21 protein-coding genes, 3 rRNA genes and 1 pseudogene are annotated in these 26629 nt (G+C 67.4%); 9 read left to right on the forward strand and 16 right to left on the reverse strand.

What is annotated here, in order from left to right; genetic code table 11:
* The 5 genes and pseudogenes from STRTUCAR8_RS50565 to STRTUCAR8_RS33475 form a co-directional block, all read right to left on the reverse strand.
* A pseudogene (locus STRTUCAR8_RS50565) lies at window positions 1-363 on the reverse strand (hypothetical protein); the annotation flags it as partial.
* 18 nt (window positions 364-381) lie between these two features.
* Window positions 382-498, reverse strand: a 5S ribosomal RNA gene (gene rrf / locus STRTUCAR8_RS33460).
* Between the two features lie 107 nt (window positions 499-605).
* Window positions 606-3729: ribosomal RNA gene (locus STRTUCAR8_RS33465) — 23S ribosomal RNA — on the reverse strand.
* Between the two features lie 316 nt (window positions 3730-4045).
* Window positions 4046-5572, reverse strand: a 16S ribosomal RNA gene (locus STRTUCAR8_RS33470).
* Together the 16S, 23S and 5S rRNA genes form the textbook arrangement of a ribosomal RNA operon.
* 588 nt (window positions 5573-6160) lie before the next feature.
* Window positions 6161-6802 carry a DNA-3-methyladenine glycosylase gene (locus tag STRTUCAR8_RS33475; RefSeq protein WP_006380664.1) on the reverse strand — a complete coding sequence of 214 codons (642 nt, stop codon included), beginning with the start codon at window positions 6800-6802 and terminating at the stop codon, window positions 6161-6163.
* A gap of 146 nt (window positions 6803-6948) precedes the next feature.
* On the opposite strand from STRTUCAR8_RS33475, the gene STRTUCAR8_RS33480 reads away from it, so the two are divergent.
* From STRTUCAR8_RS33480 to STRTUCAR8_RS33490, 3 genes are all read left to right on the forward strand, one after another.
* Window positions 6949-7731, forward strand: a complete 783-nt coding sequence (locus tag STRTUCAR8_RS33480; protein WP_006380667.1) for a sporulation protein — start codon at window positions 6949-6951, stop codon at window positions 7729-7731.
* Window positions 7732-7813: 82 nt separating this feature from the next.
* On the forward strand, window positions 7814-8353 hold the full coding sequence (locus STRTUCAR8_RS33485) for a YbhB/YbcL family Raf kinase inhibitor-like protein (protein ID WP_006380661.1): 540 nt from the start codon (window positions 7814-7816) through the stop codon (window positions 8351-8353).
* A gap of 148 nt (window positions 8354-8501) precedes the next feature.
* A complete protein-coding gene (locus tag STRTUCAR8_RS33490) occupies window positions 8502-9008 on the forward strand; it encodes an HNH endonuclease (protein ID WP_006380680.1) in 507 nt (168 codons plus the stop codon).
* Between the two features lie 111 nt (window positions 9009-9119).
* On the opposite strand, the gene STRTUCAR8_RS33495 is transcribed toward STRTUCAR8_RS33490, so the two are convergent.
* The 3 genes from STRTUCAR8_RS33495 to STRTUCAR8_RS33505 form a co-directional block, all read right to left on the reverse strand.
* Entirely contained in the window at window positions 9120-10076 is a 957-nt protein-coding gene (locus STRTUCAR8_RS33495) for an SPFH domain-containing protein (protein WP_006380686.1), read from the reverse strand.
* Between the two features lie 148 nt (window positions 10077-10224).
* Window positions 10225-10656, reverse strand: coding sequence for an NfeD family protein (locus STRTUCAR8_RS33500; protein ID WP_006380674.1), 432 nt, complete (start codon window positions 10654-10656; stop codon window positions 10225-10227).
* 97 nt (window positions 10657-10753) lie between these two features.
* Window positions 10754-11545 (reverse strand): ABC transporter ATP-binding protein, encoded by a 792-nt coding sequence (locus tag STRTUCAR8_RS33505; protein WP_006380668.1) that lies wholly within the window; start codon window positions 11543-11545, stop codon window positions 10754-10756.
* 128 nt (window positions 11546-11673) lie between these two features.
* On the opposite strand from STRTUCAR8_RS33505, the gene STRTUCAR8_RS33510 reads away from it, so the two are divergent.
* The gene (locus tag STRTUCAR8_RS33510) at window positions 11674-12456 is read left to right on the forward strand and encodes a hypothetical protein (RefSeq protein WP_044473350.1); all 783 of its coding nucleotides are present in this window, start codon (window positions 11674-11676) and stop codon (window positions 12454-12456) included.
* 197 nt (window positions 12457-12653) lie between these two features.
* Here STRTUCAR8_RS33510 and chpE read toward each other — a convergent pair whose 3' ends face one another.
* The 3 genes from chpE to STRTUCAR8_RS33525 form a co-directional block, all read right to left on the reverse strand.
* The gene (gene chpE / locus STRTUCAR8_RS33515; RefSeq protein ID WP_006380663.1) at window positions 12654-12899 is read right to left on the reverse strand and encodes a chaplin ChpE; all 246 of its coding nucleotides are present in this window, start codon (window positions 12897-12899) and stop codon (window positions 12654-12656) included.
* Between the two features lie 150 nt (window positions 12900-13049).
* A complete protein-coding gene (locus STRTUCAR8_RS33520) occupies window positions 13050-13688 on the reverse strand; it encodes a response regulator (RefSeq protein ID WP_006380682.1) in 639 nt (212 codons plus the stop codon).
* Window positions 13681-14832 carry a GAF domain-containing sensor histidine kinase gene (locus STRTUCAR8_RS33525; protein WP_006380670.1) on the reverse strand — a complete coding sequence of 384 codons (1152 nt, stop codon included), beginning with the start codon at window positions 14830-14832 and terminating at the stop codon, window positions 13681-13683. The genes STRTUCAR8_RS33520 and STRTUCAR8_RS33525 overlap by 8 nt, the downstream gene beginning before the upstream one ends.
* Before the next feature lie 186 nt (window positions 14833-15018).
* On the opposite strand from STRTUCAR8_RS33525, the gene STRTUCAR8_RS33530 reads away from it, so the two are divergent.
* The 3 genes from STRTUCAR8_RS33530 to STRTUCAR8_RS33540 all read left to right on the forward strand — a co-directional run bounded on the left by STRTUCAR8_RS33530 (window position 15019) and on the right by STRTUCAR8_RS33540 (window position 17823).
* Window positions 15019-15714, forward strand: coding sequence for an SDR family NAD(P)-dependent oxidoreductase (locus STRTUCAR8_RS33530; protein WP_006380676.1), 696 nt, complete (start codon window positions 15019-15021; stop codon window positions 15712-15714).
* Complete coding sequence (locus STRTUCAR8_RS33535) at window positions 15711-16757, forward strand: S-adenosylmethionine:tRNA ribosyltransferase-isomerase (protein ID WP_044473351.1); 1047 nt, start codon at window positions 15711-15713, stop codon at window positions 16755-16757. Before STRTUCAR8_RS33530 ends, STRTUCAR8_RS33535 begins: the two co-directional genes overlap by 4 nt.
* Before the next feature lie 340 nt (window positions 16758-17097).
* Window positions 17098-17823 (forward strand): transglycosylase SLT domain-containing protein, encoded by a 726-nt coding sequence (locus STRTUCAR8_RS33540; RefSeq protein ID WP_006380683.1) that lies wholly within the window; start codon window positions 17098-17100, stop codon window positions 17821-17823.
* Window positions 17824-17907: 84 nt separating this feature from the next.
* Here STRTUCAR8_RS33540 and STRTUCAR8_RS33545 read toward each other — a convergent pair whose 3' ends face one another.
* Window positions 17908-20430, reverse strand: a complete 2523-nt coding sequence (locus STRTUCAR8_RS33545) for an ABC transporter ATP-binding protein/permease (protein WP_044473352.1) — start codon at window positions 20428-20430, stop codon at window positions 17908-17910.
* 240 nt (window positions 20431-20670) lie between these two features.
* On the opposite strand from STRTUCAR8_RS33545, the gene STRTUCAR8_RS33550 reads away from it, so the two are divergent.
* Window positions 20671-22695 (forward strand): streptophobe family protein, encoded by a 2025-nt coding sequence (locus STRTUCAR8_RS33550; protein ID WP_044473355.1) that lies wholly within the window; start codon window positions 20671-20673, stop codon window positions 22693-22695.
* 105 nt (window positions 22696-22800) lie between these two features.
* Window positions 22801-24003 carry a phosphoserine phosphatase SerB gene (serB, locus tag STRTUCAR8_RS33555; RefSeq protein ID WP_044473353.1) on the forward strand — a complete coding sequence of 401 codons (1203 nt, stop codon included), beginning with the start codon at window positions 22801-22803 and terminating at the stop codon, window positions 24001-24003.
* A 172-nt stretch (window positions 24004-24175) separates the two neighbouring features.
* On the opposite strand, the gene STRTUCAR8_RS33560 is transcribed toward serB, so the two are convergent.
* From STRTUCAR8_RS33560 to STRTUCAR8_RS33570, 4 genes are all read right to left on the reverse strand, one after another.
* Window positions 24176-24694, reverse strand: coding sequence for a SixA phosphatase family protein (locus tag STRTUCAR8_RS33560; protein ID WP_044473354.1), 519 nt, complete (start codon window positions 24692-24694; stop codon window positions 24176-24178).
* Window positions 24695-24779: 85 nt separating this feature from the next.
* Window positions 24780-24986 carry a hypothetical protein gene (locus STRTUCAR8_RS33565; protein ID WP_006380665.1) on the reverse strand — a complete coding sequence of 69 codons (207 nt, stop codon included), beginning with the start codon at window positions 24984-24986 and terminating at the stop codon, window positions 24780-24782.
* A 157-nt stretch (window positions 24987-25143) separates the two neighbouring features.
* Window positions 25144-25260, reverse strand: coding sequence for an SGM_5486 family transporter-associated protein (locus STRTUCAR8_RS55230; protein WP_006380681.1), 117 nt, complete (start codon window positions 25258-25260; stop codon window positions 25144-25146).
* A 25-nt stretch (window positions 25261-25285) separates the two neighbouring features.
* On the reverse strand, window positions 25286-26623 hold the full coding sequence (locus STRTUCAR8_RS33570) for a CynX/NimT family MFS transporter (protein ID WP_006380677.1): 1338 nt from the start codon (window positions 26621-26623) through the stop codon (window positions 25286-25288).
* Window positions 26624-26629: the final 6 nt, after the last annotated feature.

Below are 26629 nucleotides of genomic sequence, written 5' to 3' on the forward strand. Positions count from 1 at the left end.
CGCCACGACCACGGTGACGTTCGCCGCCCGCCCGTGCCGCAGGGGGACCTGGAGCAGGGACTGGGGGTCGGGGCGGCCGTCGGCGGTGGCCAGATGGGCGAGGGCTCCGGGGCGGTCGAGGAGGAGCCACAGCGGGCGTCGGGTGTCGTCGGGGAGCGGCTCACCGGCCTGGCGGGCGAGGTTGGCCGTGATCAGTCGGCGTTCCGTTTCGTGGGAGGCCCATTCGAGGCTCGCCACGGCCGAGGCCGGGGCGCACTCGACGGCCAGCACGCCGTCCCGGCCGGTCAGGCACGCGTACTCACCGGTGCCACTTCCGTCGACGATCAGGACGTCGCCGTACTGGAGGGCCTGCAGCGCGATCGCAGGGGTCCTCCAAAGATTGTTCGGCGGCGTCCTACTCTCCCACAGGGTCCCCCCTGCAGTACCATCGGCGCTGAAAGGCTTAGCTTCCGGGTTCGGAATGTAACCGGGCGTTTCCCTCACGCTATGACCACCGAAACCCTATTGGTTTCGAGCGAACAAGCACACTTTTCAGTTAGATGTTCCAGCTCAAAAGCCGACAACTGTTCGTTGTCTCAGAACTAACACAGTGGACGCGAGCAACTGAGGACAAGCCCTCGGCCTATTAGTACCAGTCACCTCCACCCGTTACCGGGCTTCCAGATCTGGCCTATCAACCCAGTCGTCTACTGGGAGCCTTACCCCATCTAGTGGGTGGGAACACTCATCTCGAAGCAGGCTTCCCGCTTAGATGCTTTCAGCGGTTATCCCTCCCGAACGTAGCCAACCAGCCATGCCCTTGGCAGGACAACTGGCACACCAGAGGTTCGTCCGTCCCGGTCCTCTCGTACTAGGGACAGCCCTTCTCAATGTTCCTGCGCGCGCAGCGGATAGGGACCGAACTGTCTCACGACGTTCTAAACCCAGCTCGCGTACCGCTTTAATGGGCGAACAGCCCAACCCTTGGGACCGACTCCAGCCCCAGGATGCGACGAGCCGACATCGAGGTGCCAAACCATCCCGTCGATATGGACTCTTGGGGAAGATCAGCCTGTTATCCCCGGGGTACCTTTTATCCGTTGAGCGACGGCGCTTCCACAAGCCACCGCCGGATCACTAGTCCCGACTTTCGTCCCTGCTCGACCCGTCGGTCTCACAGTCAAGCTCCCTTGTGCACTTACACTCAACACCTGATTGCCAACCAGGCTGAGGGAACCTTTGGGCGCCTCCGTTACTCTTTAGGAGGCAACCGCCCCAGTTAAACTACCCATCAGACACTGTCCCTGATCCGGATCACGGACCCAGGTTAGACATCCAGCACGACCAGACTGGTATTTCAACGACGACTCCACAGACACTGGCGTGCCCACTTCACAGTCTCCCAGCTATCCTACACAAGCCGAACCGAACACCAATATCAAACTATAGTAAAGGTCCCGGGGTCTTTCCGTCCTGCTGCGCGAAACGAGCATCTTTACTCGTAGTGCAATTTCACCGGGCCTATGGTTGAGACAGTCGAGAAGTCGTTACGCCATTCGTGCAGGTCGGAACTTACCCGACAAGGAATTTCGCTACCTTAGGATGGTTATAGTTACCACCGCCGTTTACTGGCGCTTAAGTTCTCAGCTTCGCCAAGACGAATCTTGACTAACCGGTCCCCTTAACGTTCCAGCACCGGGCAGGCGTCAGTCCGTATACATCGCCTTACGGCTTCGCACGGACCTGTGTTTTTAGTAAACAGTCGCTTCTCGCTGGTCTCTGCGGCCACCCCCAGCTCGGAGAGTAAATCTCCTCACCAGTGATGGCCCCCCTTCTCCCGAAGTTACGGGGGCATTTTGCCGAGTTCCTTAACCATAGTTCACCCGAACGCCTCGGTATTCTCTACCTGACCACCTGAGTCGGTTTAGGGTACGGGCCGCCATGAAACTCGCTAGAGGCTTTTCTCGACAGCATAGGATCATCCACTTCACCACAATCGGCTCGGCATCGGGTCTCAGACTATGTGAATGGCGGATTTGCCTACCATTCGTCCTACACCCTTACCCCGGGACAACCACCGCCCGGGATGGACTACCTTCCTGCGTCACCCCATCACTCACCTACTGCAGGTCTGGTCCGTCGGCTCCACCACTCCCCCTTGCCCGAAGGCTCCGGGGCGGCTTCACGGACTTAGCATCGCCTGGTTCAATGTTTGACGCTTCACAGCGGGTACCGGAATATCAACCGGTTATCCATCGACTACGCCTGTCGGCCTCGCCTTAGGTCCCGACTTACCCTGGGCAGATCAGCTTGACCCAGGAACCCTTAGTCAATCGGCGCACACGTTTCCCACGTGTGTATCGCTACTCATGCCTGCATTCTCACTCGTGAACCGTCCACCACTAGCTTCCGCTGCAGCTTCACCCGGCACACGACGCTCCCCTACCCATCCACACAGGCGTTGGCCCTATTGTGTGAATGACACGACTTCGGCGGTACGCTTGAGCCCCGCTACATTGTCGGCGCGGAATCACTAGACCAGTGAGCTATTACGCACTCTTTCAAGGGTGGCTGCTTCTAAGCCAACCTCCTGGTTGTCTGTGCGACTCCACATCCTTTCCCACTTAGCGTACGCTTAGGGGCCTTAGTCGATGCTCTGGGCTGTTTCCCTCTCGACCATGGAGCTTATCCCCCACAGTCTCACTGCCGTGCTCTCACTTACCGGCATTCGGAGTTTGGCTAAGGTCAGTAACCCGGTAGGGCCCATCGCCTATCCAGTGCTCTACCTCCGGCAAGAAACACACGACGCTGCACCTAAATGCATTTCGGGGAGAACCAGCTATCACGGAGTTTGATTGGCCTTTCACCCCTAACCACAGGTCATCCCCCAGGTTTTCAACCCTGGTGGGTTCGGTCCTCCACGAAGTCTTACCTCCGCTTCAACCTGCCCATGGCTAGATCACTCCGCTTCGGGTCTTGAGCGCGCTACTGAATCGCCCTATTCGGACTCGCTTTCGCTACGGCTTCCCCACACGGGTTAACCTCGCAACACACCGCAAACTCGCAGGCTCATTCTTCAAAAGGCACGCAGTCACGACCCACCAAGCAAAGCTTGATGAGCGACGCTCCCACGGCTTGTAGGCACACGGTTTCAGGTACTATTTCACTCCGCTCCCGCGGTACTTTTCACCATTCCCTCACGGTACTATCCGCTATCGGTCACCAGGGAATATTTAGGCTTAACGGGTGGTCCCGCCAGATTCACACGGGATTTCTCGGGCCCCGTGCTACTTGGGTGTCTCTCAAACGAGCCGTTGATGTTTCGACTACGGGGGTCTTACCCTCTACGCCGGACCTTTCGCATGTCCTTCGCCTACATCAACGGTTTCTGACTCGCCTCACAGCCGGCAGACTGTGAAAGAGAGATCCCACAACCCCGCATACGCAACCCCTGCCGGGTCTCACACGTATACGGTTTGGCCTCATCCGGTTTCGCTCGCCACTACTCCCGGAATCACGGTTGTTTTCTCTTCCTGCGGGTACTGAGATGTTTCACTTCCCCGCGTTCCCTCCACACACCCTATGTGTTCAGATGTGGGTGACAGCCCATGACGACTGCCGGGTTTCCCCATTCGGAAACCCCCGGATCAAAGCCTGGTTGACGACTCCCCGGGGACTATCGTGGCCTCCCACGTCCTTCATCGGTTCCTGGTGCCAAGGCATCCACCGTGCGCCCTTAAAAACTTGGCCACAGATGCTCGCGTCCACTGTGCAGTTCTCAAACAACGACCAACCACCCACCACCCCACCCCTACAGGGCGAGTTCACTGGGGCCGGCACTGAAGACACAACCTCACGGCCATACCCTCAGACACCCAACAGCGTGCCCGACACCCTTCACCGCTTCCCTCATCGTTCCACGCCCCGAAGGACAGTACTGGAAGGAGAAGACGATCAAGAGTGCCGAATAATCAACGTTCCACCCATGAGCAACCACCGTCGAACGTATGCCGACGTAATGGCCCTGGACCACCAGACAATGTCTGGCGGCCTAGATGCTCCTTAGAAAGGAGGTGATCCAGCCGCACCTTCCGGTACGGCTACCTTGTTACGACTTCGTCCCAATCGCCAGTCCCACCTTCGACAGCTCCCTCCCCGTGAGGGGTTGGGCCACCGGCTTCGGGTGTTACCGACTTTCGTGACGTGACGGGCGGTGTGTACAAGGCCCGGGAACGTATTCACCGCAGCAATGCTGATCTGCGATTACTAGCAACTCCGACTTCATGGGGTCGAGTTGCAGACCCCAATCCGAACTGAGACCGGCTTTTTGAGATTCGCTCCGCCTCACGGCATCGCAGCTCATTGTACCGGCCATTGTAGCACGTGTGCAGCCCAAGACATAAGGGGCATGATGACTTGACGTCGTCCCCACCTTCCTCCGAGTTGACCCCGGCAGTCTCCTGTGAGTCCCCATCACCCCGAAGGGCATGCTGGCAACACAGAACAAGGGTTGCGCTCGTTGCGGGACTTAACCCAACATCTCACGACACGAGCTGACGACAGCCATGCACCACCTGTACACCGACCACAAGGGGGCACCCATCTCTGGATGTTTCCGGTGTATGTCAAGCCTTGGTAAGGTTCTTCGCGTTGCGTCGAATTAAGCCACATGCTCCGCTGCTTGTGCGGGCCCCCGTCAATTCCTTTGAGTTTTAGCCTTGCGGCCGTACTCCCCAGGCGGGGAACTTAATGCGTTAGCTGCGGCACCGACGACGTGGAATGTCGCCAACACCTAGTTCCCACCGTTTACGGCGTGGACTACCAGGGTATCTAATCCTGTTCGCTCCCCACGCTTTCGCTCCTCAGCGTCAGTAATGGCCCAGAGATCCGCCTTCGCCACCGGTGTTCCTCCTGATATCTGCGCATTTCACCGCTACACCAGGAATTCCGATCTCCCCTACCACACTCTAGTCTGCCCGTATCGAATGCAGACCCGGGGTTAAGCCCCGGGCTTTCACATCCGACGCGACAGACCGCCTACGAGCTCTTTACGCCCAATAATTCCGGACAACGCTTGCGCCCTACGTATTACCGCGGCTGCTGGCACGTAGTTAGCCGGCGCTTCTTCTGCAGGTACCGTCACTTTCGCTTCTTCCCTGCTGAAAGAGGTTTACAACCCGAAGGCCGTCATCCCTCACGCGGCGTCGCTGCATCAGGCTTTCGCCCATTGTGCAATATTCCCCACTGCTGCCTCCCGTAGGAGTCTGGGCCGTGTCTCAGTCCCAGTGTGGCCGGTCGCCCTCTCAGGCCGGCTACCCGTCGTCGCCTTGGTGAGCCACTACCTCACCAACAAGCTGATAGGCCGCGGGCTCATCCTGCACCGCCGGAGCTTTGAACCCACCCCCATGCGAGGGAAGGTATTATCCGGTATTAGACCCCGTTTCCAGGGCTTGTCCCAGAGTGCAGGGCAGATTGCCCACGTGTTACTCACCCGTTCGCCACTAATCCACCCCGAAAGGCTTCATCGTTCGACTTGCATGTGTTAAGCACGCCGCCAGCGTTCGTCCTGAGCCAGGATCAAACTCTCCGTGAATGTTTACTCGGCCAGTAAATTAATACAGCCGGTGCACACACACGAGAGCGGAACAGTCAAGCGGAATAAGCCCGACCGTTCACAGCGTCCTCGCTGTGTTTGTGTTACTTCAAAGGAACCTCGCCCCGACCGAATGGCCGAGAACGGGGTATCAACAAATCTGGCGTTGATTTTTGGCACGCTGTTGAGTTCTCAAGGAACGGACGCTTCCTTCGTACTCACCCGAGAAACTCTCTCAGGCTTTCCTCCGGGCAGTTTCCCTTCGGTCCTACTGTTTAGCTTGTCCTGCGTCTTGCCGTCTTGCGTTTCCGACTCTATCAGATCATTTTCTGATCCGATTCCCTGTCGGCGGGAGTGCCTCGGGCTTTTAGCTTTCGCCTGTCGGCCTTTCGACATTCACTACGTTAGCCGATTCCCTCGGTAACTCATAATCGAGTTCCGCGGGTTCGCAATTCAGGGTGCAGGCACGCCGAAATTGCCCCCGCTGAGAGGGAGTCGTAGGTAGTGGGTTGGCCACTTCCGGCTGCAGGCGATCGCCGTACCCGGGTCAAGCGGCTCGGACTACCTTACGGACCCCCCATGGGGGCGTCAAGTTGAGCGACGACGGGGCGCATGGGCCCGATAGGGGCTCACCGTCGGGTCGTTGGCGATCCAGAAACGCCAGGGGTGGATGCCACCGTCGCCGGCCACACCCGTGCGTGGACCGCTGCTCACCTGGTCGGTGGTGACGGGGGTGCCGGTCAGGACCGTGATCGGCGCGGCTCCGGCCGCGCAGGCGTCCGTACCGTCGAGGGCTCTGTCCACATCCAGGGCGGTGGCCAGGCGGGCCGGTCCTTTGGCCAGTTCTCTGTCGTTTCGGGCTGAAATTCGTCGTTTGCGGGCGAGCTCGGCGCCCTCGATGATCTCGCCGGCGCGGAGCAGGACCCCACTTGCCGTGCCCTCGGGGCCGCACACCAGGTTCATGCAGTGCCACATGCCGTAGGTGAAGTAGACGTACACATGACCGGGCGGACCGAACATCACGCTGTTACGGGGTGTGGGGCCTCGATAGGCGTGGGAGCCGGGGTCGTTGGGGCCGTCGTACGCCTCCACCTCTGTGAGGCGCAGTTCGATCGGACCGTCCGGAGTGGTGCGTACGAGGACGCGGCCGAGGAGATCGGGGGCCACCTCCAGTACCGGCCGGTCGAAGAACTCCCTGGAGAGGGGCGTACGGTCAGCGGGCGCGATCATGCCGTCCGAGCGTAGTGCAGGTGTGTCTCGGTGAGCGGGGTGGCCAGGAAGCGTCCGGCTTGCCAGGGTAAGGACGGAACCGGCCACGGCCGGATCGCGTTTCTAAGGATCAAGGGATCGCAAGGATCGCTGGACAAGGGAGAGACATGGCGTTCAAGAAGCTGCTCGCGAGCCTGGGTGCCGGTGGGGCTTCGGTCGAGACGGTGTTGACGGAGGTCAACGTCGTTCCGGGCGGTGTGGTCCAGGGTGAGGTGCGGATCCAGGGTGGTTCCGTCAACCAGCAGATCGAGGGGCTGTCCGTCGGGCTCCAGGCCAAGGTCGAGGTCGAGGGCGGTGACCAGGAGTACAAGCAGGACATCGAGTTCACGAAGGTGCGGCTGGGCGGCGCCTTCGAGGTTCAGGCCGGTGCCGTGCACGTCGTGCCGTTCGGGCTGGAGATCCCGTGGGAGACGCCGGTCACGATGATCGACGGTCAGGCGCTGCGCGGTATGAACATCGGGGTGACCACCGAGCTGGCGATCGCGCGTGCCGTCGACTCAGGTGACCTGGACCCCATCAACGTGCACCCGTTGCCCGCGCAGAAGGCGATCCTGGACGCCTTCGTCCAGTTGGGCTTCCGTTTCAAGAACGCGGACCTGGAACGCGGTCACATTCGCGGTACACGGCAGAAGCTTCCCTTCTACCAGGAGGTCGAGTTCTTCCCGCCGTCTCAGTACCGGGGTCTGAACCAGGTCGAGTTGAGCTTCGTCGCCGACGAGCACTCGATGGACGTCGTCCTGGAGATGGACAAGAAGCCGGGACTGTTCAGCGAGGGCAGCGACACCTTCCGCTCGTTCCAGGTCGGCCTGCACGACTACCAGAGCACCGACTGGGCGGCGTACCTGAACCAGTGGCTGGCCGAGGTCGGCAGCAAGCGCAGCTGGTTCTAGCAGCCGGAGGGCGAGGGCCGGGGCAGATCCGCTCCGGCCCGGCCGACACACATCCGACCCGATCTCCCCAGGAGGTACCGAGGTGACCGAGCTCAAGAGGCCGCCGCTGCCGCACGACTTCCATCCGCCCGTGCCGTCGTTCACGGTCACGAGTGAGGATGTCGAGGCGGGTGCGACGCTCAAGGACGCTCAGGTCTACGCGTCCGGCAATACCTCGCCGCAGCTGCGGTGGGAGGGGTTCCCGCCGGAGACCAGGAGTTTCGCCGTCACCTGCTACGACCCTGACGCGCCTACGGGCAGCGGGTTCTGGCACTGGGTCGCGTTCGACATCCCGGCCTCGGTGACCGAGTTGCCGACAGGTGCGGGCAGCGGCAAGTTCGAGGGGCTGCCCGAGGGCGTCGTCCAGGTGCGCAACGACTACGGCACACGGGACTTCGGCGGTGCGGCGCCGCCGGCCGGGGACGGGCCGCACCGGTATGTGTTCACGGTGTACGCCGTGGACCAGGAGAAGCTGGGTCCGGACGCGGACGCGTCGCCCGCGGTCATCGGTTTCCACCTGCGGTTCCACGCGATCGCGCGTGCCCAACTCGTCGGTGAGTACGAGGTTTCCGCCGAAGACTGACGTTCATTGAACGTTTGCCCGCCTCTGGTCATGGAAGTGATCAGAGGCGGGCATTTTTTATTGCGTTGTCCATCTCGGCGTGCCCGGCCAGAGTTGATCCAAGCCCGCCCGCCACGCGGTGGGCCGGTGAGCAGAGGAGGTGGGCTGGATGCGGGACACGCTGGTACTGAACGCGAGCTTCGAGCCGCTGTCGACGGTGACGTTGAACCGGGCCGTCGTTCTGGTGCTGCAGGACAAGGCTGTTGTCGAGCAGGCCCACCCCGAGATCCGTATGCGCGGAGCGGCGGTCGACATACCCGCGCCGCGTGTGATCAGGCTCTGCCGCTATGTCCGGGTGCCGTTCCGAAGACAAGCTCCGTGGTCGAGGCGGGGTGTGCTGGTCCGGGACCGGCACAAGTGCGCGTACTGCGGTCGGCGGGCGACGACCGTGGACCATGTGGTGCCTCGGGCGCAGGGCGGGCAGGACTCCTGGCTGAACACCGTCGCGTCGTGCGCGGAGGACAACCACCGCAAGGCGGCCCGGACTCCGGAGCAGGCGGGGATGCCGTTGCTGCGGCTGCCGTTCGAGCCGTCGCCCGCGGACGCGATGCTTCTGGCTCTGGGCCAGGACGATTTTGCCGCGCTGCCTGAGTGGTTGGCGCAGCCGGCGGCGTAGGTTCGTGCGGGTGGGACTTGTTCTGTGGTCCACCGGTAGTTCGTTCGCCGCGGGTTGGCCGTGACTTGTCGCGCAGTTCCCCGCGCCCCTTCAGGGCGCGGGGAACTGACGTCAGTCTGTGATTGACGGCTTCTCTCGGCGTTCGGTGCCGCCACCGCCCGAGTTGCCTCCGTCGCCCGAACCGCCGCCGCCCAGGTTGCCGAAGCTGCCCATGGCGCCGGACAGGCCCTTGAGCGCGTCGCCGATTTCGCTGGGGACGATCCAGAGCTTGTTGGCGTCGCCCTGGGCGATCTTCGGGAGCATCTGGAGGTACTGGTAGGAGAGGAGCTTCTGGTCCGGGTCACCGGCGTGGATGGCCTCGAAGACCGTGCGGACGGCCTGGGCCTCGCCCTCGGCGCGCAGGGCGGCGGCCTTGGCCTCACCTTCGGCGCGCAGGATCGCGGACTGCTTCTCACCTTCCGCGGTGAGGATCTGGGACTGGCGGATACCTTCGGCGGTGAGGATCGCGGCGCGCTTGTCGCGGTCGGCGCGCATCTGCTTCTCCATCGAGTCCTGGATGGAGGTCGGCGGCTCGATCGCCTTCAGCTCGACGCGGTTGACGCGGATGCCCCACTTGCCGGTGGCCTCGTCGAGGACTCCGCGCAGGGCCGCGTTGATCTCCTCGCGGGAGGTCAGGGTCCGCTCCAGGTCCATGCCACCGATGATGTTGCGGAGCGTGGTGACAGTGAGCTGCTCGATGGCCTGGATGTAGCTGGCGACCTCGTACGTCGCCGCCCGCGCGTCCGTCACCTGGTAGTAGATGACGGTGTCGATGTTGACGACCAGGTTGTCCTGGGTGATCACCGGTTGCGGCGGGAACGGCACGACCTGCTCGCGGAGGTCGATGCGGTTGCGGATGGTGTCGATGAACGGAACGACGATGTTCAGGCCCGCGTTGAGTGTCCGCGTGTACCGGCCGAACCGTTCCACGATGGCTGCGCTGGCCTGTGGAATGACCTGGATGGTCTTGATCAGGGCGATGAAGACCAACACCACCAGAATGATCAGGACGATGATGATGGGTTCCATCGTGGATCCCCGTACCCTTCTCCGCCGTGGCGCTTACGGAAAGATCGTATGCCTGTTGAAGATCTTGCTTGTCGAAGATCTTGCTGGTCGAGTGTGACAGACCGTCGGGTGCCTGTGGGACGTTCCGATCACTTGCGCCGTGCAGAGGTCACATGACGATCGCCGTGGCCCCCTCGATCTCGACGACGTCCACCTCCTGGCCTACTTCGTAGGCGAGTTGGGCGTCCAGGGAGCGGGCCGACCAGATCTCTCCGGCGAGCTTGATCCGGCCGTCGGAGCCGTCGACGCGTTCCAGGACGACGGCCTGTTTGCCCTTCAACGCGTCGATTCCGGAGAGGTGTTGGGGCCGGTCCGCGCGGTGCCGGGTCGCGATGGGCCGTACGACGGCGATGAGCGCGGTCGACACGACGGCGAACACGAGCACCTGGACGACCACTCCGCCGCCGAGTCCGGCCGCGCCGGCAGCCGCCAGCGCGCCCACGGCGAGCATGCCGAACTCCGGCATCGCGGTCACCACGAGCGGGATACCCAGCGCCACCGCGCCGACGAGCCACCACACCCATGCGTCGATGTCGTTCACATCGTCATGGTAGGTCCGCGGGCCTGGTCACCGACAGTGCGCCGATCAACTTGGCACAGGGTTCTTCCAGTTGTTCCACATGGTGCTTCTTGTGCCGTCAGGCCATCGGCAGGCCCTGTGCGGTCCAGCGTTCGCCGCGCTGCTCGACGACGAGGGGAAGGCCGAAGCACATCGACAGGTTGCGGGAGGTGAGTTCGAGTTCCAGGGGGCCGGCGGCGAGCACCTTGCCCTGACGGATCATCAGGACGTGGGTGAAGCCCGGGGCGATCTCCTCGACATGGTGCGTGACCATGATCATCGAGGGTGCGATGGGGTCGCGGGCGAGACGGCCGAGACGGCGTACGAGGTCCTCGCGACCGCCGAGGTCGAGGCCCGCGGCGGGCTCGTCGAGGAGCAGCAGCTCCGGGTCGGTCATCAGAGCGCGGGCGATGAGGGTGCGCTTGCGCTCGCCCTCGGAGAGGGTGCCGAAGCGGCGGTCGAGGTAGTCGCTCATGCCGAGGCGGTCGAGGAAGGCGCGGGCACGCCGTTCGTCGACGTCCTCGTACTCCTCCTGCCAGCCGGCTGTCATCCCGTACGCGGCGGTCAGCACCGTCTGGAGCACGGTCTGGCGCTTGGGCAGCTTGTCCGCCATGGCGATGCCCGCCATGCCGATGCGCGGGCGCAGGTCGAAGACGTCTACTTTTCCGAGGGTCTCGCCGAGGATGCTGGCGGTGCCCTGGCTGGGGAAGAGGTAGCTGGAAGCGAGGTTCAGGAGGGTCGTCTTCCCGGCGCCGTTCGGGCCGAGGATGACCCAGCGTTCGCCCTCCTTGACCGACCAGGAGACCTGGTCCACCAGAGCCCGGCCCTCGCGGACCACGGATACGTCCTCCAGCTCCAGAACATCGCTCATGAGCGGGTTGTCTCCCCTTGCAGTGTCGGCAGTCTCACGTCGTGTGCGCCTGTGGGCGCAGCCCCCCACGAAATCTACGCCACCGGTCGGCCCGTCCCTCCCCTCGGTCGGTCCTTAGGGTGGGGGGCATGCTTTCGGAACCACGCTCAGGACGACTGGCCGCATGGGGAAATGCCCTGTTGGCCGGACTTGTTTCGCCGGACGACGCGGTACTGGCCATCGTCGGGGAGGACGCGGTGCACCGGGTCGACGGGATGCCCGGTGAGTCGGCGCCCGTCGGTCTCACGCTCGCGCTGGGGCGGCTGCGGGCGCTCGGTGCGTCCGGGCTACGGCTCGCGCTGCCCGCGCCCGGGCATCCGCTCGGGCTGAGCGGGCCCCCCGAGTTCAACGCGCGGGCGCTGGAGGCGGAGGAGGCGGTGGTCTGCGAGGGTGCCGCGCTGGGACTGGTACCGGAGGTGTACGAGGCCGGGCCGTCCGGGGATGTGCACATCGAGGTCGTCTGGCACTGTCTGCCGGTGCGTGAGGCGCCGCCCGCCGATGTGCCGTCCCTCGGGGAGGCCGAGCGGGAGTTGGCGGAGGCGCTGCGGGACGCGACGGCGGTGTTGGCGCGGTTGGACGTCGCCGGGTCGGGGCCGGTCGCGGAGGCGGCGATCGATGCGTACCGGGCGCGGTCGGAGCGGGGGCGCGAGGTGTTGGCGCCGGGGTATCCGCCGCGGGCGGTACGGGTGCTGGAGCTGGCGCAACGGGTGGGGTTGCTGGTCTCGGTGGCGTCCGAGAACGGGCCCGGCGGGGCAGTGAGCGCGTCGGAGATCGCGGCGCGGGCGGAGGCGTTGCGGCCGGTGGAGCGGACGGCTCGGCGGGCGCAGGTCGCGGCGTACAACTCCGTTGTGGAGGAGCGGGGGGTGCGGTGAGGGTGGTTGTGCGGTGCGGGTCAGTCGGTGTGGGCGTTGCTGGGGGCTGCCGCCCCCAGGCCCCCGCTTCGCCTGAACGGCCTCGTCCTCAAACGCCGGACGGGCTGAGGAGCCTGGGCCGGGGCTGATAGGCAGAGCCCCGACCGGCCTCCGGGCGGACCCAGGAGGCCGGAGGTCAGCGCCTCAGTGGTGCGGTCTCAGTGGTTGAGGCCGAGGTTGCCGAAGGCCGGGTTCAGCGCGCCGATGACGTTGACGCTGTTGCCCACCACGTTGACCGGGATGTGCACCGGGGCCTGGATGAGGTTGCCGGAGGCGACGCCCGGCGAACCGACGGCCTGACCGCCCGCGTGCGCGCCCTCCGTGGCGGAGGCGAAACCGGCACCGGCGGCGACCAGGCTGCCCGCCACCATCGTCACAGCGGCGGCCTTCTTCAGGTTCTTCATGTCCGAGCCCTCCCATTGCGTTCACCGCGGCAGGTCGCCGCGGCACGCACTGAAGAACGCCGGAGATCCACGAAGGATGCGCCATCCGGGGGACATTCCCACGACGGTATGAATCTCAGCCCGGAAGGGAACGTTCCGAGTTGCCGGCCATCAGGCCATACCGTGCCGTACCGCCCACAACGCCGCCTGTGTACGGTCCGCCACGTCGAGTTTCATCAGGATGTTCGAGACATGCGTCTTGACCGTCTTCTCGGACAGCACCAGGGCGCGGGCTATCTCCCGGTTCGAGCGGCCGTCCGCGATCAGGGCCAGCACTTCCCGCTCCCGCTCGGTGAGTGAGCCGCCCCTTCCCTGGCCCGAGTGCGTCTCCTCCTGGGTCAGCAGCGCGTCGGCGACCTCGGGCTGGAGCAGGATGTGTCCCGCGTGCACGGAACGGATGGCGCCGGCGAGGGCATCCGGGTCGATGTCCTTGTAGACGTACCCGGCGGCGCCCGCGCGCAGTGCGGGGACCACCGTGCGCTGCTCGGTGAAGCTCGTGACGATCAGCACGCGCGCGGGGTTGTCGAGTTCGCGGAGTCTGCGCAGCGCCTCGACGCCGTCCATGCCCGGCATCTTGACGTCCATGAGGACGACGTCCGGTTTCAGTTCCTGTGCGCGGTCGACTCCCTCGGCGCCGTCCGACGCCTCGCCCACGACCTCGATGTCGTCCTGCACCTCGAGGAACGTGCGCAGGCCCCGGCGGACGACCTGGTGGTCGTCGACGAGCAGAACCTTGATCGCGTCAGCCACCGGGTACCTCCATCTCGATCGTGGTGCCCTTTCCGGGGGTCGATTCCACGTCCAGCTTTCCGCCGACCCCGCTCGCCCGGTCCCGCATGGAGACCAGGCCGAGGTGGCGTCCGGCGTTCCGGATCGCCGTCGGGTCGAAGCCGCTGCCGTCGTCGGTGACGCGCAGGGCGGCGGCTCCGCCCTGGCCGCGCCTCTCCAGGGTCACCTCCACCCGGGCCGCCCCGGAGTGCCTCAGCGCGTTGTGCAGGGCCTCCTGGGCGACCCTGAGCAGTGCCTCCTCCTGGGCTGCCGGCAGGGCGCGGACTCCGTGGCTGTCGAAGGTCACGCGCGCGGAGTGCGCGCGGTCGAGGACCTGGATGTGGGTGCGGAGCGTGGCGATCAGGCCGTCCTCGTCCAGTGCGGTGGGGCGGAGTTCCACGACCGCCGCGCGCAGTTCGTCGGCCGCCTCCGCGGCGAGCGCCGCCACCTGCTGCAGTTCGCCCTTGGCGCGGGCGGGGTCGCGGTCCACGAGGGTGGCGGCGGCCTGGGCCGTCAGACGCAGGGAGAACAGCTTCTGGCTGACCGCGTCGTGCAGTTCGTGGGCGAGGCGTGAGCGTTCCTCGGCGATGGTCAGTTCGCGGCTGCGTTCGTAGAGGCGGGCGTTGGTCAGGGCGATCGCCGCGTGCTGGGCCAGGATGGCGAGGAGGTCTTCGTCGTCCTCGGTGAAACCGCAGCCGCCGGACGGTTTCGCGCACCTCTTGTTGGCCAGGAACAGGGCGCCCAGCACCTCGTCGCCGTCCCGGATCGGCAGGCCCAGGAAGTCCGACATGTCGGGGTGGGCGGACGGCCAGCCCTCGAAACGCGGGTCCTCGCGGACGTCGGCCAGGCGCTCGGGCCGTGCCTCGCGCAGCATCGCGGCGAGGATGCCGTGCTGGCGCGGGAGCGGGCCGATGGCCTTCCACTGGGCGTCGCTGACGCCGTCGACCACGAACTGGGCGAAGCCGCCGTGGTCGTCCGGGACCCCCAGCGCCGCGTACTGCGCGTCGAGCAGCTCTCTGGCGGAGGCGACGATCGTCTTGAGGACGTCGCGCACCTCCAGGTGCCTGCTCATGGCCAGCAGCGCGGCGCTCACCGCGGCCAGGCCGGACCGGGGTCCCTGACTCATGCCCTCACGGTACCGGCGGGGTGTGACAGTGCGTATCCGACCTGTGGCCGCCCTGCCTGGGCCGTAGGGCCTAGGCCGAAGGGCCCCGGTGTATTGCGGCCGACGCACGAGGCGGCCGGGACGGTCCCGTTCCTACGTTGGGTGTGCTGCCGAGCGACGGCAGCCGAGGACGAGGGGACGCGTGTCATGCCGGTTGCGATCATCACGGGGGCTTCCAAGGGGCTGGGTCGGGCGCTGGCCTCGGCGCTCGCCGAGCGCGGCTGGGATCTCGTACTGGACGCGAGGACCCCGGAGGTGCTGCGTGCCACCGCCGAGACGCTGTCCGCGTACGGAGGGCGGGTGGAGGCCCTCCCCGGTGATGTCACGGACGCAGGTCATCGTGCCGGGCTGGTGGCGGCGGCGCGGAAGCTGGGCGGCGTAGATCTCGTGGTGAGCAACGCGAGCGCGTTGGGCGCCGAACCGCTCGTACGGCTGGAGGAGCTGTCCCTGGAGGGGCTGCGGCGGGCGCTGGAGGTGAACGTGGTGGCCGCGCTGGGCCTGGTCCAGGAGGCGCTGCCGCTGCTGCGGGGCTCGGCGGCCGGGGCGGTGATCGCCGTCAGTTCGGACGCGGCGGCCGAGGCGTACGAGACGTGGGGCGGCTACGGGGCTTCCAAGGCGGCCCTCGACCAGCTGGCGGCGGTGCTCGGGGAGGAGGAGCCGGGGGTGCGGGTCTGGGCTGTCGATCCCGGGGACATGGGGACGGACCTGTACGCGGCGGCCGTACCCGACGACGACGATCCGCGTCCGGAGCCCGGCAGTGTCGTACCCGCCTTTCTGCGGCTGCTGGACGAGCGGCCGGCCAGTGGGCGGTATTCGGCGCCGTCCCTGGTGGAGGCGCGATGACATCGGCCGTGCAGGTGCCTCGGGAGCTGTCCGCGCGGGTGCCGGCCGAGCAGCGGGGGCCGGGGCTGGACCGGGACGACGTACGGCTGCTCGTGTCACGTGGGACCGCGGTGTCGCATCACCGGTTCGCCGAGCTGCCCCGGCGGCTGCGGGCCGGGGACCTGCTCGTCGTGAACACGTCGTCGACGCTGGCGGCGGCCGTGGACGGGCGGGCCGGGCACGCGCGCGTGGTGGTGCATTTCTCCACGCGCGGGGACGACGGACGGTGGGCCGTCGAGCTGCGGGATCCCGATGGGACGGGCACCACGCGCGCGCGTGCGGGTGCCTCGGGGGCGGTGGTGCGGCTGCCCGGGGGTGTGGAGCTGGTTCTTGGGGAACCGCTGACCGCGGGCAGTCCCCGGCTGTGGTGGGCGTGGGTGGACGGGCCGGTGCTGCCTCTTCTGCGGGAGTACGGGCGGCCCATTCGTTACTCCTATACGGAACGGGATCAGCCGTTGTCCGTGTATCAGACGGTGTTCGCGTTGCCGTCCCGCAACGGGGCGGGCAGTGCGGAGATGCCGAGTGCCGGGCGGCCCTTCACCGCGCGGCTGGTGACGGAGCTGGTCAGCCGCGGGGTGCAGTTCGCGCCCGTCAGGCTGCACACCGGGGTCGCGTCGGCCGAGGCGCACGAGCCGCCGTATCCGGAGCGGTTCGCGGTGCCGGAGGCCTCGGCGCGGCTGATCAACGCCGTCCGGGCCGGGGACGGGCGGGTCGTGGCTGTCGGTACGACGGCTGTGCGGGCGGTGGAGTCCGCGGCCGGGCCGGACGGTGTCGTCCGGGCGGCCGAGGGGTGGACCGACCTGGTGGTGGCGCCCGGGCGCGGGGTACGGGTCGTGGAGGGGCTGCTGACGGGGCTGCACGAGCCGGAGGCGTCGCATCTGCTGATGCTGGAGGCGGTCGCTGGGCGGGCGGCGATCGACCGGGGGTACGAGGAGGCGCTGCGCGAGCGGTACCTGTGGCACGAGTTCGGGGACGTGCATCTCCTCCTTCCGGCGGAGACATGAGACGACACCCTCACGCTGAGCATTGCTCTCGCAACCAATGGTGAGAGGCGCGCTCGGCCCGTGTGAGCCCGCACATAGGACGCACATCACTTACTAGAGGCGATAGGAGACAAACGTCCACCCGGTGAGCGGGAAAGACGCTCCGGTCTGTCCTATTTTGCCCTTCAAGGGTCCACTACCCCTCGTAGTACGTCACACCTTTGCCACAGCATTTTGCGGCCGCTAAGAATGGCAGCCGTCGCTCAGCGCCGCGGGTTCCGCCCGCGGCGTTTGTGCCGGAAGCACGCCTGTCCCCCGGACGCCGAGCGACCTCCGCGCTATTCGAAGAGGTCCCACCGCCATGCCCGAGAACACCACCACTTCTGGTCATAGCCGAATGTCGACCAGGACCCGCAGGCTCGCGATCGCCGCTGCCGCCACGCTCAGCGCCGCCGCCCTCGCGTTCACGCTCGTGCCGAGCAGCGACGCGCGGACCACGTCCGAGGCCGTCTCGACCGCTCCCGTGGTGTTCAGCCAGGAGCAGCTCAAGGACGTGAAGGCGAGCGTCACCGACCAGCTGGCCGGCGCGACCGTGAAGGCCGAGGCCGCCGCGGCGAAGAAGAAGGCGGCCGACGCCGCTGCCGCGAAGAAGGCCGCCGCGAAGAAGAAGGCAGCGGCGAAGGCCGCGAAGGCGCGCAAGGCGAGGGAGGCCGCGAGCCGGTCCGCCAAGCGAGCCGCGCTCAAGAAGGCCGCCGCGAAGACGTACGGCAACAACCTCGACGGCTGGATCAAGCACGCCCTCGACATCATGGACAAGAAGAGCATCCCGGGTACCTACAACGGCCTCTACCGCAACATCATGCGGGAGTCCTCCGGCAACCCGAACGCGATCAACAACTGGGACGTCAACGCGATCAACGGTGTCCCGTCGATCGGTCTGCTCCAGATCATCAAGCCGACCTTCGACGCGTACCACGTCTCGGGCACCGCCCACAGCCAGTACGACCCGGTCGCCAACATCGTCGCCGCCGCCAACTACGCGGCCGACAAGTACGGCTCGATCGACAACGTCAACGGCGCGTACTGAGGCCTGCGCGGACCTCTGACTCGTACAGGCGAAAGGGCGGCACCCCCACCGCGGGTGCCGCCCTTCACCGTCGTACGGCCAGGGTCACTTGCGCATGACCTCGGGCTCGTGGCGGCGCAGGAAGCGGGCCACGAAGAAGCCGCAGATCACGCCGAGGGCGATCAGCGCGACCATGTCGATGCCCCACGCGGTGGCCGTGTGGTCCCAGAGAGGGTCCGTGCTGCCGGGGTCGTCGACGTTCGGGCTGATCTTGTTGAAGTCCAGCGTGGCGCCCGCGGCGGCGACCGCCCAGCGGGACGGCATGAGGTACGAGAACTCGTTGACCCCGATGTTGCCGTGCAGGATGAACAGGCAGCCGGTGAACACGACCTGGATGATCGCGAACATGACGAGCAGCGGCATGGTCTTCTCGGAGGTCTTCACCAGGGAGGAGATGACCAGGCCGAACATCATCGACGAGAAGCCGAGCGCCATGATCGGGATGGAGAGTTCGAGCAGCACGAACTTGCCGAAGATCAGGCCCTCGTCAGGGATCGTGCGGCTGGAGAAGCCGATCGCGCCGACCATGAGTCCCTGCAGCACCGTGATGAAGCCGAGGACGATCACCTTGGACATCAGATACGCGGAGCGCGACAGGCCGGTCGCGCGCTCCCGTTCGTAGATGACCCGTTCCTTGATCAGCTCGCGGACGGAGTTGGCGGCTCCGGCGAAGCAGGCGCCGACGGCGAGGATGAGCAGCACGGTGGTGGCCGTGCCGTTCGGGACGTTGAGGCCGCTTCTGTTGATCTTGCCGGGCAGCAGGGTCTTGTCCGGGTCGATGAGCAGGCTGACCGCGCCGAGCACCGCGGGCAGGATCACCGTCAGCGCCAGGAAGCCCTTGTCGGAGGCGATGACCGTCACGTACCGCCGGATCAGGGTCATCAGCTGGGAGCCCCAGCCCTGCGGCTTGGGCGGGCGCATGGCCTGGGCGGGCGGCATGTCTACGGACTGCGGGGCGACGGCGTCGATGTCCGCGGCGTACATCTGGTAGTGCTGCGAGCCCTTCCAGCGTCCCGCCCAGTCGTAGTCGCGGTAGTTCTCGAAGGCGGAGAAGACGTCGGCCCAGGTGTCGTAGCCGAAGAAGTTCAGGGCCTCCTCGGGCGGGCCGAAGTACGCCACGGCACCGCCCGGCGCCATCACCAGGAGCTTGTCGCAGATGGCCAGTTCGGCCACGGAGTGCGTGACGACGAGGACCGTACGGCCGTCGTCGGCGAGGCCGCGCAGCAGCTGCATGACGTCACGGTCCATGCCCGGGTCGAGGCCGGAGGTCGGCTCGTCCAGGAAGATCAGTGACGGCTTGGTGAGCAGCTCCAGGGCCACCGAGACGCGCTTGCGCTGGCCACCGGAGAGGGAGGTGACCTTCTTCTCCTTGTGGATGTCGAGCTTCAGCTCGCGCAGCACCTCGCCGATGCGGTGCTCGCGCTCCTCCGTCGTGGTGTCGGCGGGGAAGCGCAGCTTGGCCGCGTACTTGAGGGCCTTCTTGACGGTCAGTTCCTTGTGCAGGATGTCGTCCTGCGGGACCAGACCGATGCGCTGGCGCAGCTCGGCGAACTGCTTGTACAGGTTGCGGTTGTCGTAGAGGACGTCGCCCTGGTTGGCGGGCCGGTAACCGGTGAGCGCCTTGAGGAGCGTCGACTTGCCGGAGCCCGACGGGCCGATGACCGCGATCAGCGACTTCTCCGGGACGCCGAAGGAGACGTCCTTGAGGATCTGCTTGCCGCCGTCCACCGTGACCGTCAGATGGCGGGCCGAGAAGGAGATCTCGCCGGTGTCGACGAACTCCTCCAGACGGTCGCCGACCAGGCGGAACGTGGAGTGGCCGACGCCGACGATGTCGCTCTGGCCGAGCAGCGCCGTGCCGCCCTTGGCGATCGGCATACCGTTGACGTACGTACCGTTGTGCGAGCCCAGGTCGCGGATCTCGAAGCGGCCGTCGGGCGTCGCGTGGAACTCGGCGTGGTTGCGGGAGACCTGGAGGTCGGAGACGACCAGTTCGTTCTCCAGGGCGCGGCCGATGCGCATCACCCGGCCGAGGTGCAGTTGGTGGAAGGTGGTCGGGCTGCGGTCGCCGTACACCGGCGGCGCCCCCGCCCCAGCCCCCGCGCCGGGGCCCTGCTGCTGCTGCGGGATCGCGGCGGCCTGCTGCTGCGGTTCGGGCTGCGGCCAGCTCTGTTCCGGCGCCTGCTGCTGGGGCGGCTGGGCCCAGGCGGGGCTCGCGCCCTGGGCCGCGAACGGCTGCTGCACCTGCGCCACCTGCGGCGTCGCCACCGAGGCGGCACTGCTGGAGAGGCTCAGACGCGGGCCGTCGGTCGCGTTGCCGAGATGGACGGCCGAGCCCGGCCCGATCTCCATCTGGTGGACGCGCTGCCCCTGCACGAAGGTGCCGTTGGTGCTTCCGTGGTCCTCGATGACCCAGCTGCGGCTGCCCCAGCTGATCGTGGCGTGCCGCCAGGAGACCCTGGCGTCATCGAGCACGATGTCCCCCTGCGGATCACGTCCGAGGGTGTAGGGCCTGGACGAATCGAGAGTCCAGGTCCGTCCGTTCAATTCCAGTACGAGTTCCGGCACTCCATGCCCCACTGAGTTGTCCCCCGATATCTGCCCCAACACGGGGAGTCTAGGGATGTCGAACATCGTGGGGAACTATTTCAGGCTCAGCCCCCTGACCGAAAGTCGGGCCTTGCGGACGGGGCGTGGAAGCGGACAGCGACGCGCCGTTGACGGGGTGGAAACCGGCCCGGAGAGTGGTAATCCCACGCGAGGGGGACACGCGCGGTGCACCGCCGCCGCGCGGATCGGGGGCTGACGATGAACATCGAGACGGCCGAGCAGGGCGGGACGGTGCCGTGGGGGAACGTGCTGCTCTCCGCGATCTCCGCTGTGAGCTGGGCGTTGATCGGAATGGCGGGCACGGCGGCGCTCGGTCTGCATCTGCTGGAGGCGGACGCCACGGCCTCGCTCGGGCCGATGACCGCGGCGGTTGTGGTCCTTGGGGCGGGTGGTTCGGTCACACCGTCCGGTGATGTGTCGGCCTTCGGCCTGAAAGGAGCGGAGGCGGCCACCGCCGTCGAGATCGCGCCACTGGGGGTCGGCCTGGTGGGCGCGGTGCTTCTGTCGTGGTTCTTCCTACGGTCCCTGCGCGGGGCGGGGGTGGTGATCTCCCCGTCCGAACTCCTCGCGCGCGCGGGCACGGTGATCGTCCTCTTCGTGGCCACCCTGGGCGGGCTGGCCTGGGCGGGGCACGACGTCATCACGATCGACGGCGGCGCTCTGGGCCTCGACGATCTGCCGGGCACGGGCGGCGGCGGAGGCGCCGGGGGCGGTGGTAGCGGTAGCGGTATCGATATCCCGGGGCTCGGCGACATCAGCGGCCTGCTGCCCGACCGGGTCGGCGACCTGATCGACGCGAAGGCGGCGGTCGGCTTCACCGTCGACACGCTCCCGACCCTGCTCGGCGGCCTGGTCTGGGCGGCCGGAGTCCTGGCGATCGCCCTGCTGGCCTCCCGCCGTACTCCCCTGCCGCGCGGCTGGGAAGCGGTCCACCGCGTCGTACGTCCGGCGGCTTCGGCCCTGGTCACCGTGGCGCTGGTGGCGGTCGCGGCGGGGTTCGCGGCAGCCGGGTACGCGGCGATCGGCGACCCTCACCCCAAGCGCATCGCGGGCGCGGCCCTGCTCGGCGCCCCCAACGGGGTCTGGCTGGGTGTCACGATCGGTCTGTTCGTCCCGTTCGACGGCAGCGCGTCCGGGGTGCTGGTGAACGTCCTCCCGGATCCCCTGGACCGGCTCCTCAGTTCGGCGGACGACCAGTCGGTCAGCCTCGGCAGACTGGCGGAACTGGACAGCCGGGTGTGGCTGCTGGGGGTCGCGGCGGCCCTGATGATGCTGCTGGCGGGCATCCTCGCGGCGGCACGGACACCGCTGGCCCGCGGTGTCGCGCCGGACGACGTCAGGGGGCGGTTCCCCCTCGCCGTACGGGATCCCGGTGCCCTGCGGTTCGCCGGCCGGTGCGCGTTGCGGCTGGGGGTGGTGACCGCGGTGGCGCTGCCGCTGTTCGCCTGGCTGGCGGAGGTGTCCGTGGACGCCTCGATCTCGGTCCTGGGCTTCGACGCGTTCGGCGCCGGAATCGAACTGCGCGGGCAGTTGGTCGCGGCCGTGCTGCTGGGTGCGGTGTGGGGCGCGGGAGCGGGCGCCGCCGGCGCCCTGCTGGCGTACGTGAGCGGGGCGGCGGGATGGCGGGCGGTGCCGTTGGCACTGGGTGACGTGTGGGTGGGCGCGGGCCCGGACGGGGCGGTGGTGGCGAGCGGGGTGGCAGGCGCGGCGGCCGGGGAAGCGGGGTACGGCGTTCCCCCGGAGCAGGTCGGCGGCCCGGGTCCGCATGCCGGCCCGTACGCGCCCGGTTCGCCGTACCGGCCACCCAACCGCGACACCAATCCGTATCTACGGATGCCCGACGGGCTTGTGGAGCCCGAGGACGCACGGCCGTACGGGGGCGGGTGGGGCCCGGACGGACGGCCGTCTTACGAGGGCGGCCGGGCGCCCGATGCCGCGTCCACGGAAGCGCGGTCGCCCGACCGGAGCAGCGCACCCGAGTCGGCCGGTTCCGGCGGGAGGAGCGGCTCGGGTGAGGGCGAGGGGGAGAAACCGCCGGAGAACCTGTACGGGCTTCCCACCATGGCCAGCCCCCTCTCGCCGCCTCCGCGACGGCCCGGGCGGCGCGGAGGGAGTTCGCCGGGGCCCGTACCGGAGAAGCGGACACCTCCCCCGCCACCACCTCCCCCGCCACCACCGCCCGCGGCGCCCCCGCCGCCGGGCACGCCCAAGGGACGGCGCTGACCTGCCCGTAAGTTGTTCGCCACCCTCACGAAACGTACTGTTCGCCGTCCGTCAGGCGGACCGCATGCGCGGGAGGCACTGGGTGCCGGATACGGTGGAAACACCATGAACGCTACGCAGACCGCTGACGTACCCACCCTTCTCGTCAAAATCTTCGGCAAGGACAGGCCGGGCATCACCGCCGGTCTGTTCGACACGCTTGCCGCCTACTCCGTGGACGTCGTCGACATCGAGCAGGTCGTCACGCGTGGCCGCATGGTGCTGTGCGCGCTCGTGACCCAGCCGCCCGCCGGTATCGAAGGCGATCTCCGGGCCACCGTCCACAGCTGGGCGGAGTCGATGAAGATGCAGGCGGAGATCATCTCCGGACTCGGTGACAACCGGCCCCGTGGGCTCGGGCGTTCCGTCGTCACCGTGCTCGGGCATCCGCTGACCGCCGAGTCGACCGCTGCGATCGCCGCCAGGATCACCAGGACCGGCGGCAACATCGACCGTATCTTCCGGCTCGCGAAGTACCCCGTGACGGCGGTCGAGTTCGCCGTCTCCGGTGTGGCGACCGGGCCGCTGCGCACCGCCCTGGTCACCGATGCGGCGGCACTCGGAGTCGACGTCGCGGTGGTCGCGGCCGGGTTGCACCGGCGGGCGCAGCGTCTGGTCGTCATGGATGTGGACTCGACACTCATCCAGGACGAGGTGATCGAGCTCTTCGCCGCGCACGCGGGCTGCGAGGACGAGGTGGCCAAGGTGACCGCCGCCGCGATGCGCGGGGAACTGGACTTCGAGCAGTCGCTGCACGCGCGCGTGGCCCTGCTCAAGGGGCTCGACGAATCGGTGGTGGAGAAGGTGCGCAGCGAGGTCCGGCTCACGCCGGGTGCGCGCACGCTGATCCGTACGCTGAAGCGGCTCGGCTTCGAAGTCGGTGTCGTCTCGGGTGGGTTCACCCAGGTCACGGACGATCTCAAGGAACGGCTCGGGCTGGACTTCGCCCAGGCCAACACGTTGGAGATCGTCGACGGGAAGCTGACGGGCAAGGTCGTCGGCGAGATCGTGGACCGGGCGGGCAAGGCCCGGCTGCTTCGGCGGTTCGCGGCGGCGGCCGGGGTGCCACTGGATCAGACCGTCGCGATCGGCGACGGGGCGAACGATCTGGACATGCTGAACGCGGCGGGACTGGGCGTCGCCTTCAACGCCAAGCCGGTCGTGCGGGAGGCCGCGCACACCGCGGTGAACTTCCCCTTCCTGGACACCGTGCTGTATCTGCTGGGTGTCACCCGGGAAGAGGTCGAGGCGGCGGACACCCAGGAGTAGTCCGCCGGGTGGGGGCGGGCGTCGGCTCTCCGCCAGCGGTAACGGTAGGGGGCTCGTGCTTCGTCGCCGAGCCCGAGTTGCAGGCTGCGGGGGCCGCCGCTCCGCCGGTTCTCCCCTGTCCTACGGAAGGTGCGCCCGCAGCCTGTGCACTGTGCGCCCGCTGTCGTCCGGACTACTCCGTCGGTGCCCAGAAGTCGAGCAGGGTCGCCGTGCCCGGCTCCAGGGCCTTCCAGGAGCCCGTGAAGGAGAGCACCGCGAACGCCGCCGCCGGGAAGCCGCGGTCGGTCAGCCTGGTGCGGGGGTCGTCCTCGGACTCGCGGGCCAGGATGTCGGTGAGGGCCTGGACTCCTGGGTTGTGGCCGATCAGGACCACGTTCTGCGTGTCGTCCGGGGTTTCGTTGAGCAGGGCGATGAGCTCGCCGGGTGAGGCCTCGTAGATCCGCTCCTCGTAGACGGTCTTCGGCCGTTGCGGGAGTTCGTGGACGGCGAGTTTCCATGTCTCGCGGGTCCGGGTGGCGGTGGAGCAGAGAGCCAGGTCGAGAGGGATACCGCTGTCGGCCAGCTTGCGCCCGGCGACGGCGGCGTCCTTGCGGCCCCGGTCAGCGAGTGGCCGCTCGTGGTCGGTCACCTGCGGCCAATCGGCCTTCGCATGCCGGAAGAGGACGATCCTGCGGGGTTCTGCGACGCTCATGGCATCCAGCTTCGCATGAAACACGCCATCGGGCGCAGGGAGTTGACGGGCGGCTCCGCAGGTGGGAATGGGGCGTCCACGGCGCTCAACGCGTCACCAGGTCCCGGGCGCGCTCGAGGAAGTGGGCGATCAGGGGGTCGCCCGTCGCCGCCTGGGCGTCGGTCGGGTTCAGCATCAGCGCGAGCAGCGCGACGAACGCGATCGTCGGCAGTGCGAGGGCCCACCACGGCAGCCGTATGTCGACTCCACGCGTGGTCGCCGGAAGGGGCCGGGAGTGCGTGCGGGCCGACATAATGCCTCCGTGGGTCTTCGAGCTGTCCGTGGCCCGCGTCTCGCGTCCACACTTCGAAGTTACGGAACCCGCGGGCCTCGACCCATCCGGTGATCCACCCACTTGACCCTGAGACTCGCCCCCTAGGGGATGGTGGGGATACCCCCACCAACGGCTCTCATGGTGAGGCGATCGTCGCGACGATGGCGATGATCACGAAGATGGCGAAGAACGAGCCGAAGACGAGCAGCATCTTCTTCTGGCCGTTCTGGGGATTCGGGTCGAGCACTGGCATACGGCCAGTCTCGCACCCGTACCGCTCACCCCTGGCCCCGGGGTGCCGGGGCCGCCTCGTCCTCCACGGTGCGTTCACGGCCCGCCAGTACGCCCACGACCATCTGCGGCAGCATCAGGCCGGCCATCAGCGCGAGCGGCAGCCCCCAGCCGCCGCTGTGCTGGTAGAGGACGCCCACGACGAGCGGTCCGGGGATGGATATCAGATAGCCGGCGCTCTGGGCGAAGGCCGACAACTGGGAGACGCCCGCGCCCGTCCTGGCCCGCATCCCGACCATCGTGAGGGCCAGCGGGAAGGCGCAGTTGGCGATGCCGAGCAGTACCGCCCAGGCCCACATGCCGCCGGCCGGCGCGATGTACAGGCCCGCGTAGCCGAGAAGTCCGCAACAGCCGAGCGCGATCACGATGGGCCCCTGGTGGGGCAGGCGGGTCGCGACGCGCGGGATGACGAAGGCGAGGGGTACGCCCATCGCCATGGTCACGGCGAGCAGCAGTCCGGCGGTTCCGGCCGGCACGCCCGCGTCCCGGAAGATCTGCGCCATCCAGCCCATGGTGACGTAGGCGGCGGTGGCCTGGAGCCCGAAGAACACGGCGAGCGCCCAGGCGGTACGGCTGCGGGTGATGCGCAGTGCGCCGGTCCCCTCCGCCGTGGACGGCGTCCCGCGCGCGGGGGACGCCTCACGAGCCGGCTCGCCCGTGCCCCGATCCCGTAGCAGGGGGATCCAGGGGACCACCGCGGCCGCCGCGAGTGCCGCCCAGAGGGTGAGTCCGCGCTGCCAACTCCCGCCGAGCGCTTCGGTCATGGGCACGGTGACCGCCGCCGCGGCGGCGGTGCCGAGGGCGAGCGCCATCGAGTACAGGCCCGTCATGGAACCGACCCGGTCCGGGAACCAGCGTTTGACGATGACCGGCATCAGGACGTTGCTGACGGCGATGCCCATGAGGGCGAGCGCGCTGGCGGCCAGGAAGCCGGCCGCGGTGCCCGTCCAGGGCCGGATCGCCAGGCCGGCGGCGATGGCGACCATCCCCGCGCAGACGACCGCACCGGCGCCGAAGCGGCGGGCCAGGCGCGGTGCCATGACGCCGAAGAGGGCGAAGCAGAACGGGGGTACGGAGGTGAGTACGCCGGCCGTGGTGCCGCTCATGCCGAGTCCGTCGCGCACCTCTTCGAGGAGGGCGCCGAGGCTGGTGATGGCGGGGCGGAGGTTGAGGGCGGACAGCACGATGCCGACGACGACCAGCCGGGTGAGCCACGCGCGCGTGGCCGTGGTCCCGGTCTCGCTCTCCGGGTCGGATGTACCGCGTACGGGCCTGGTCGTGGACGTCGTCGTCCGGGTTTCGTCGCTCGCCATGACACCCAGCATAAAATC

This window comes from Streptomyces turgidiscabies Car8 (assembly GCF_000331005.1).
GTDB lineage: Bacteria > Actinomycetota > Actinomycetes > Streptomycetales > Streptomycetaceae > Streptomyces > Streptomyces turgidiscabies.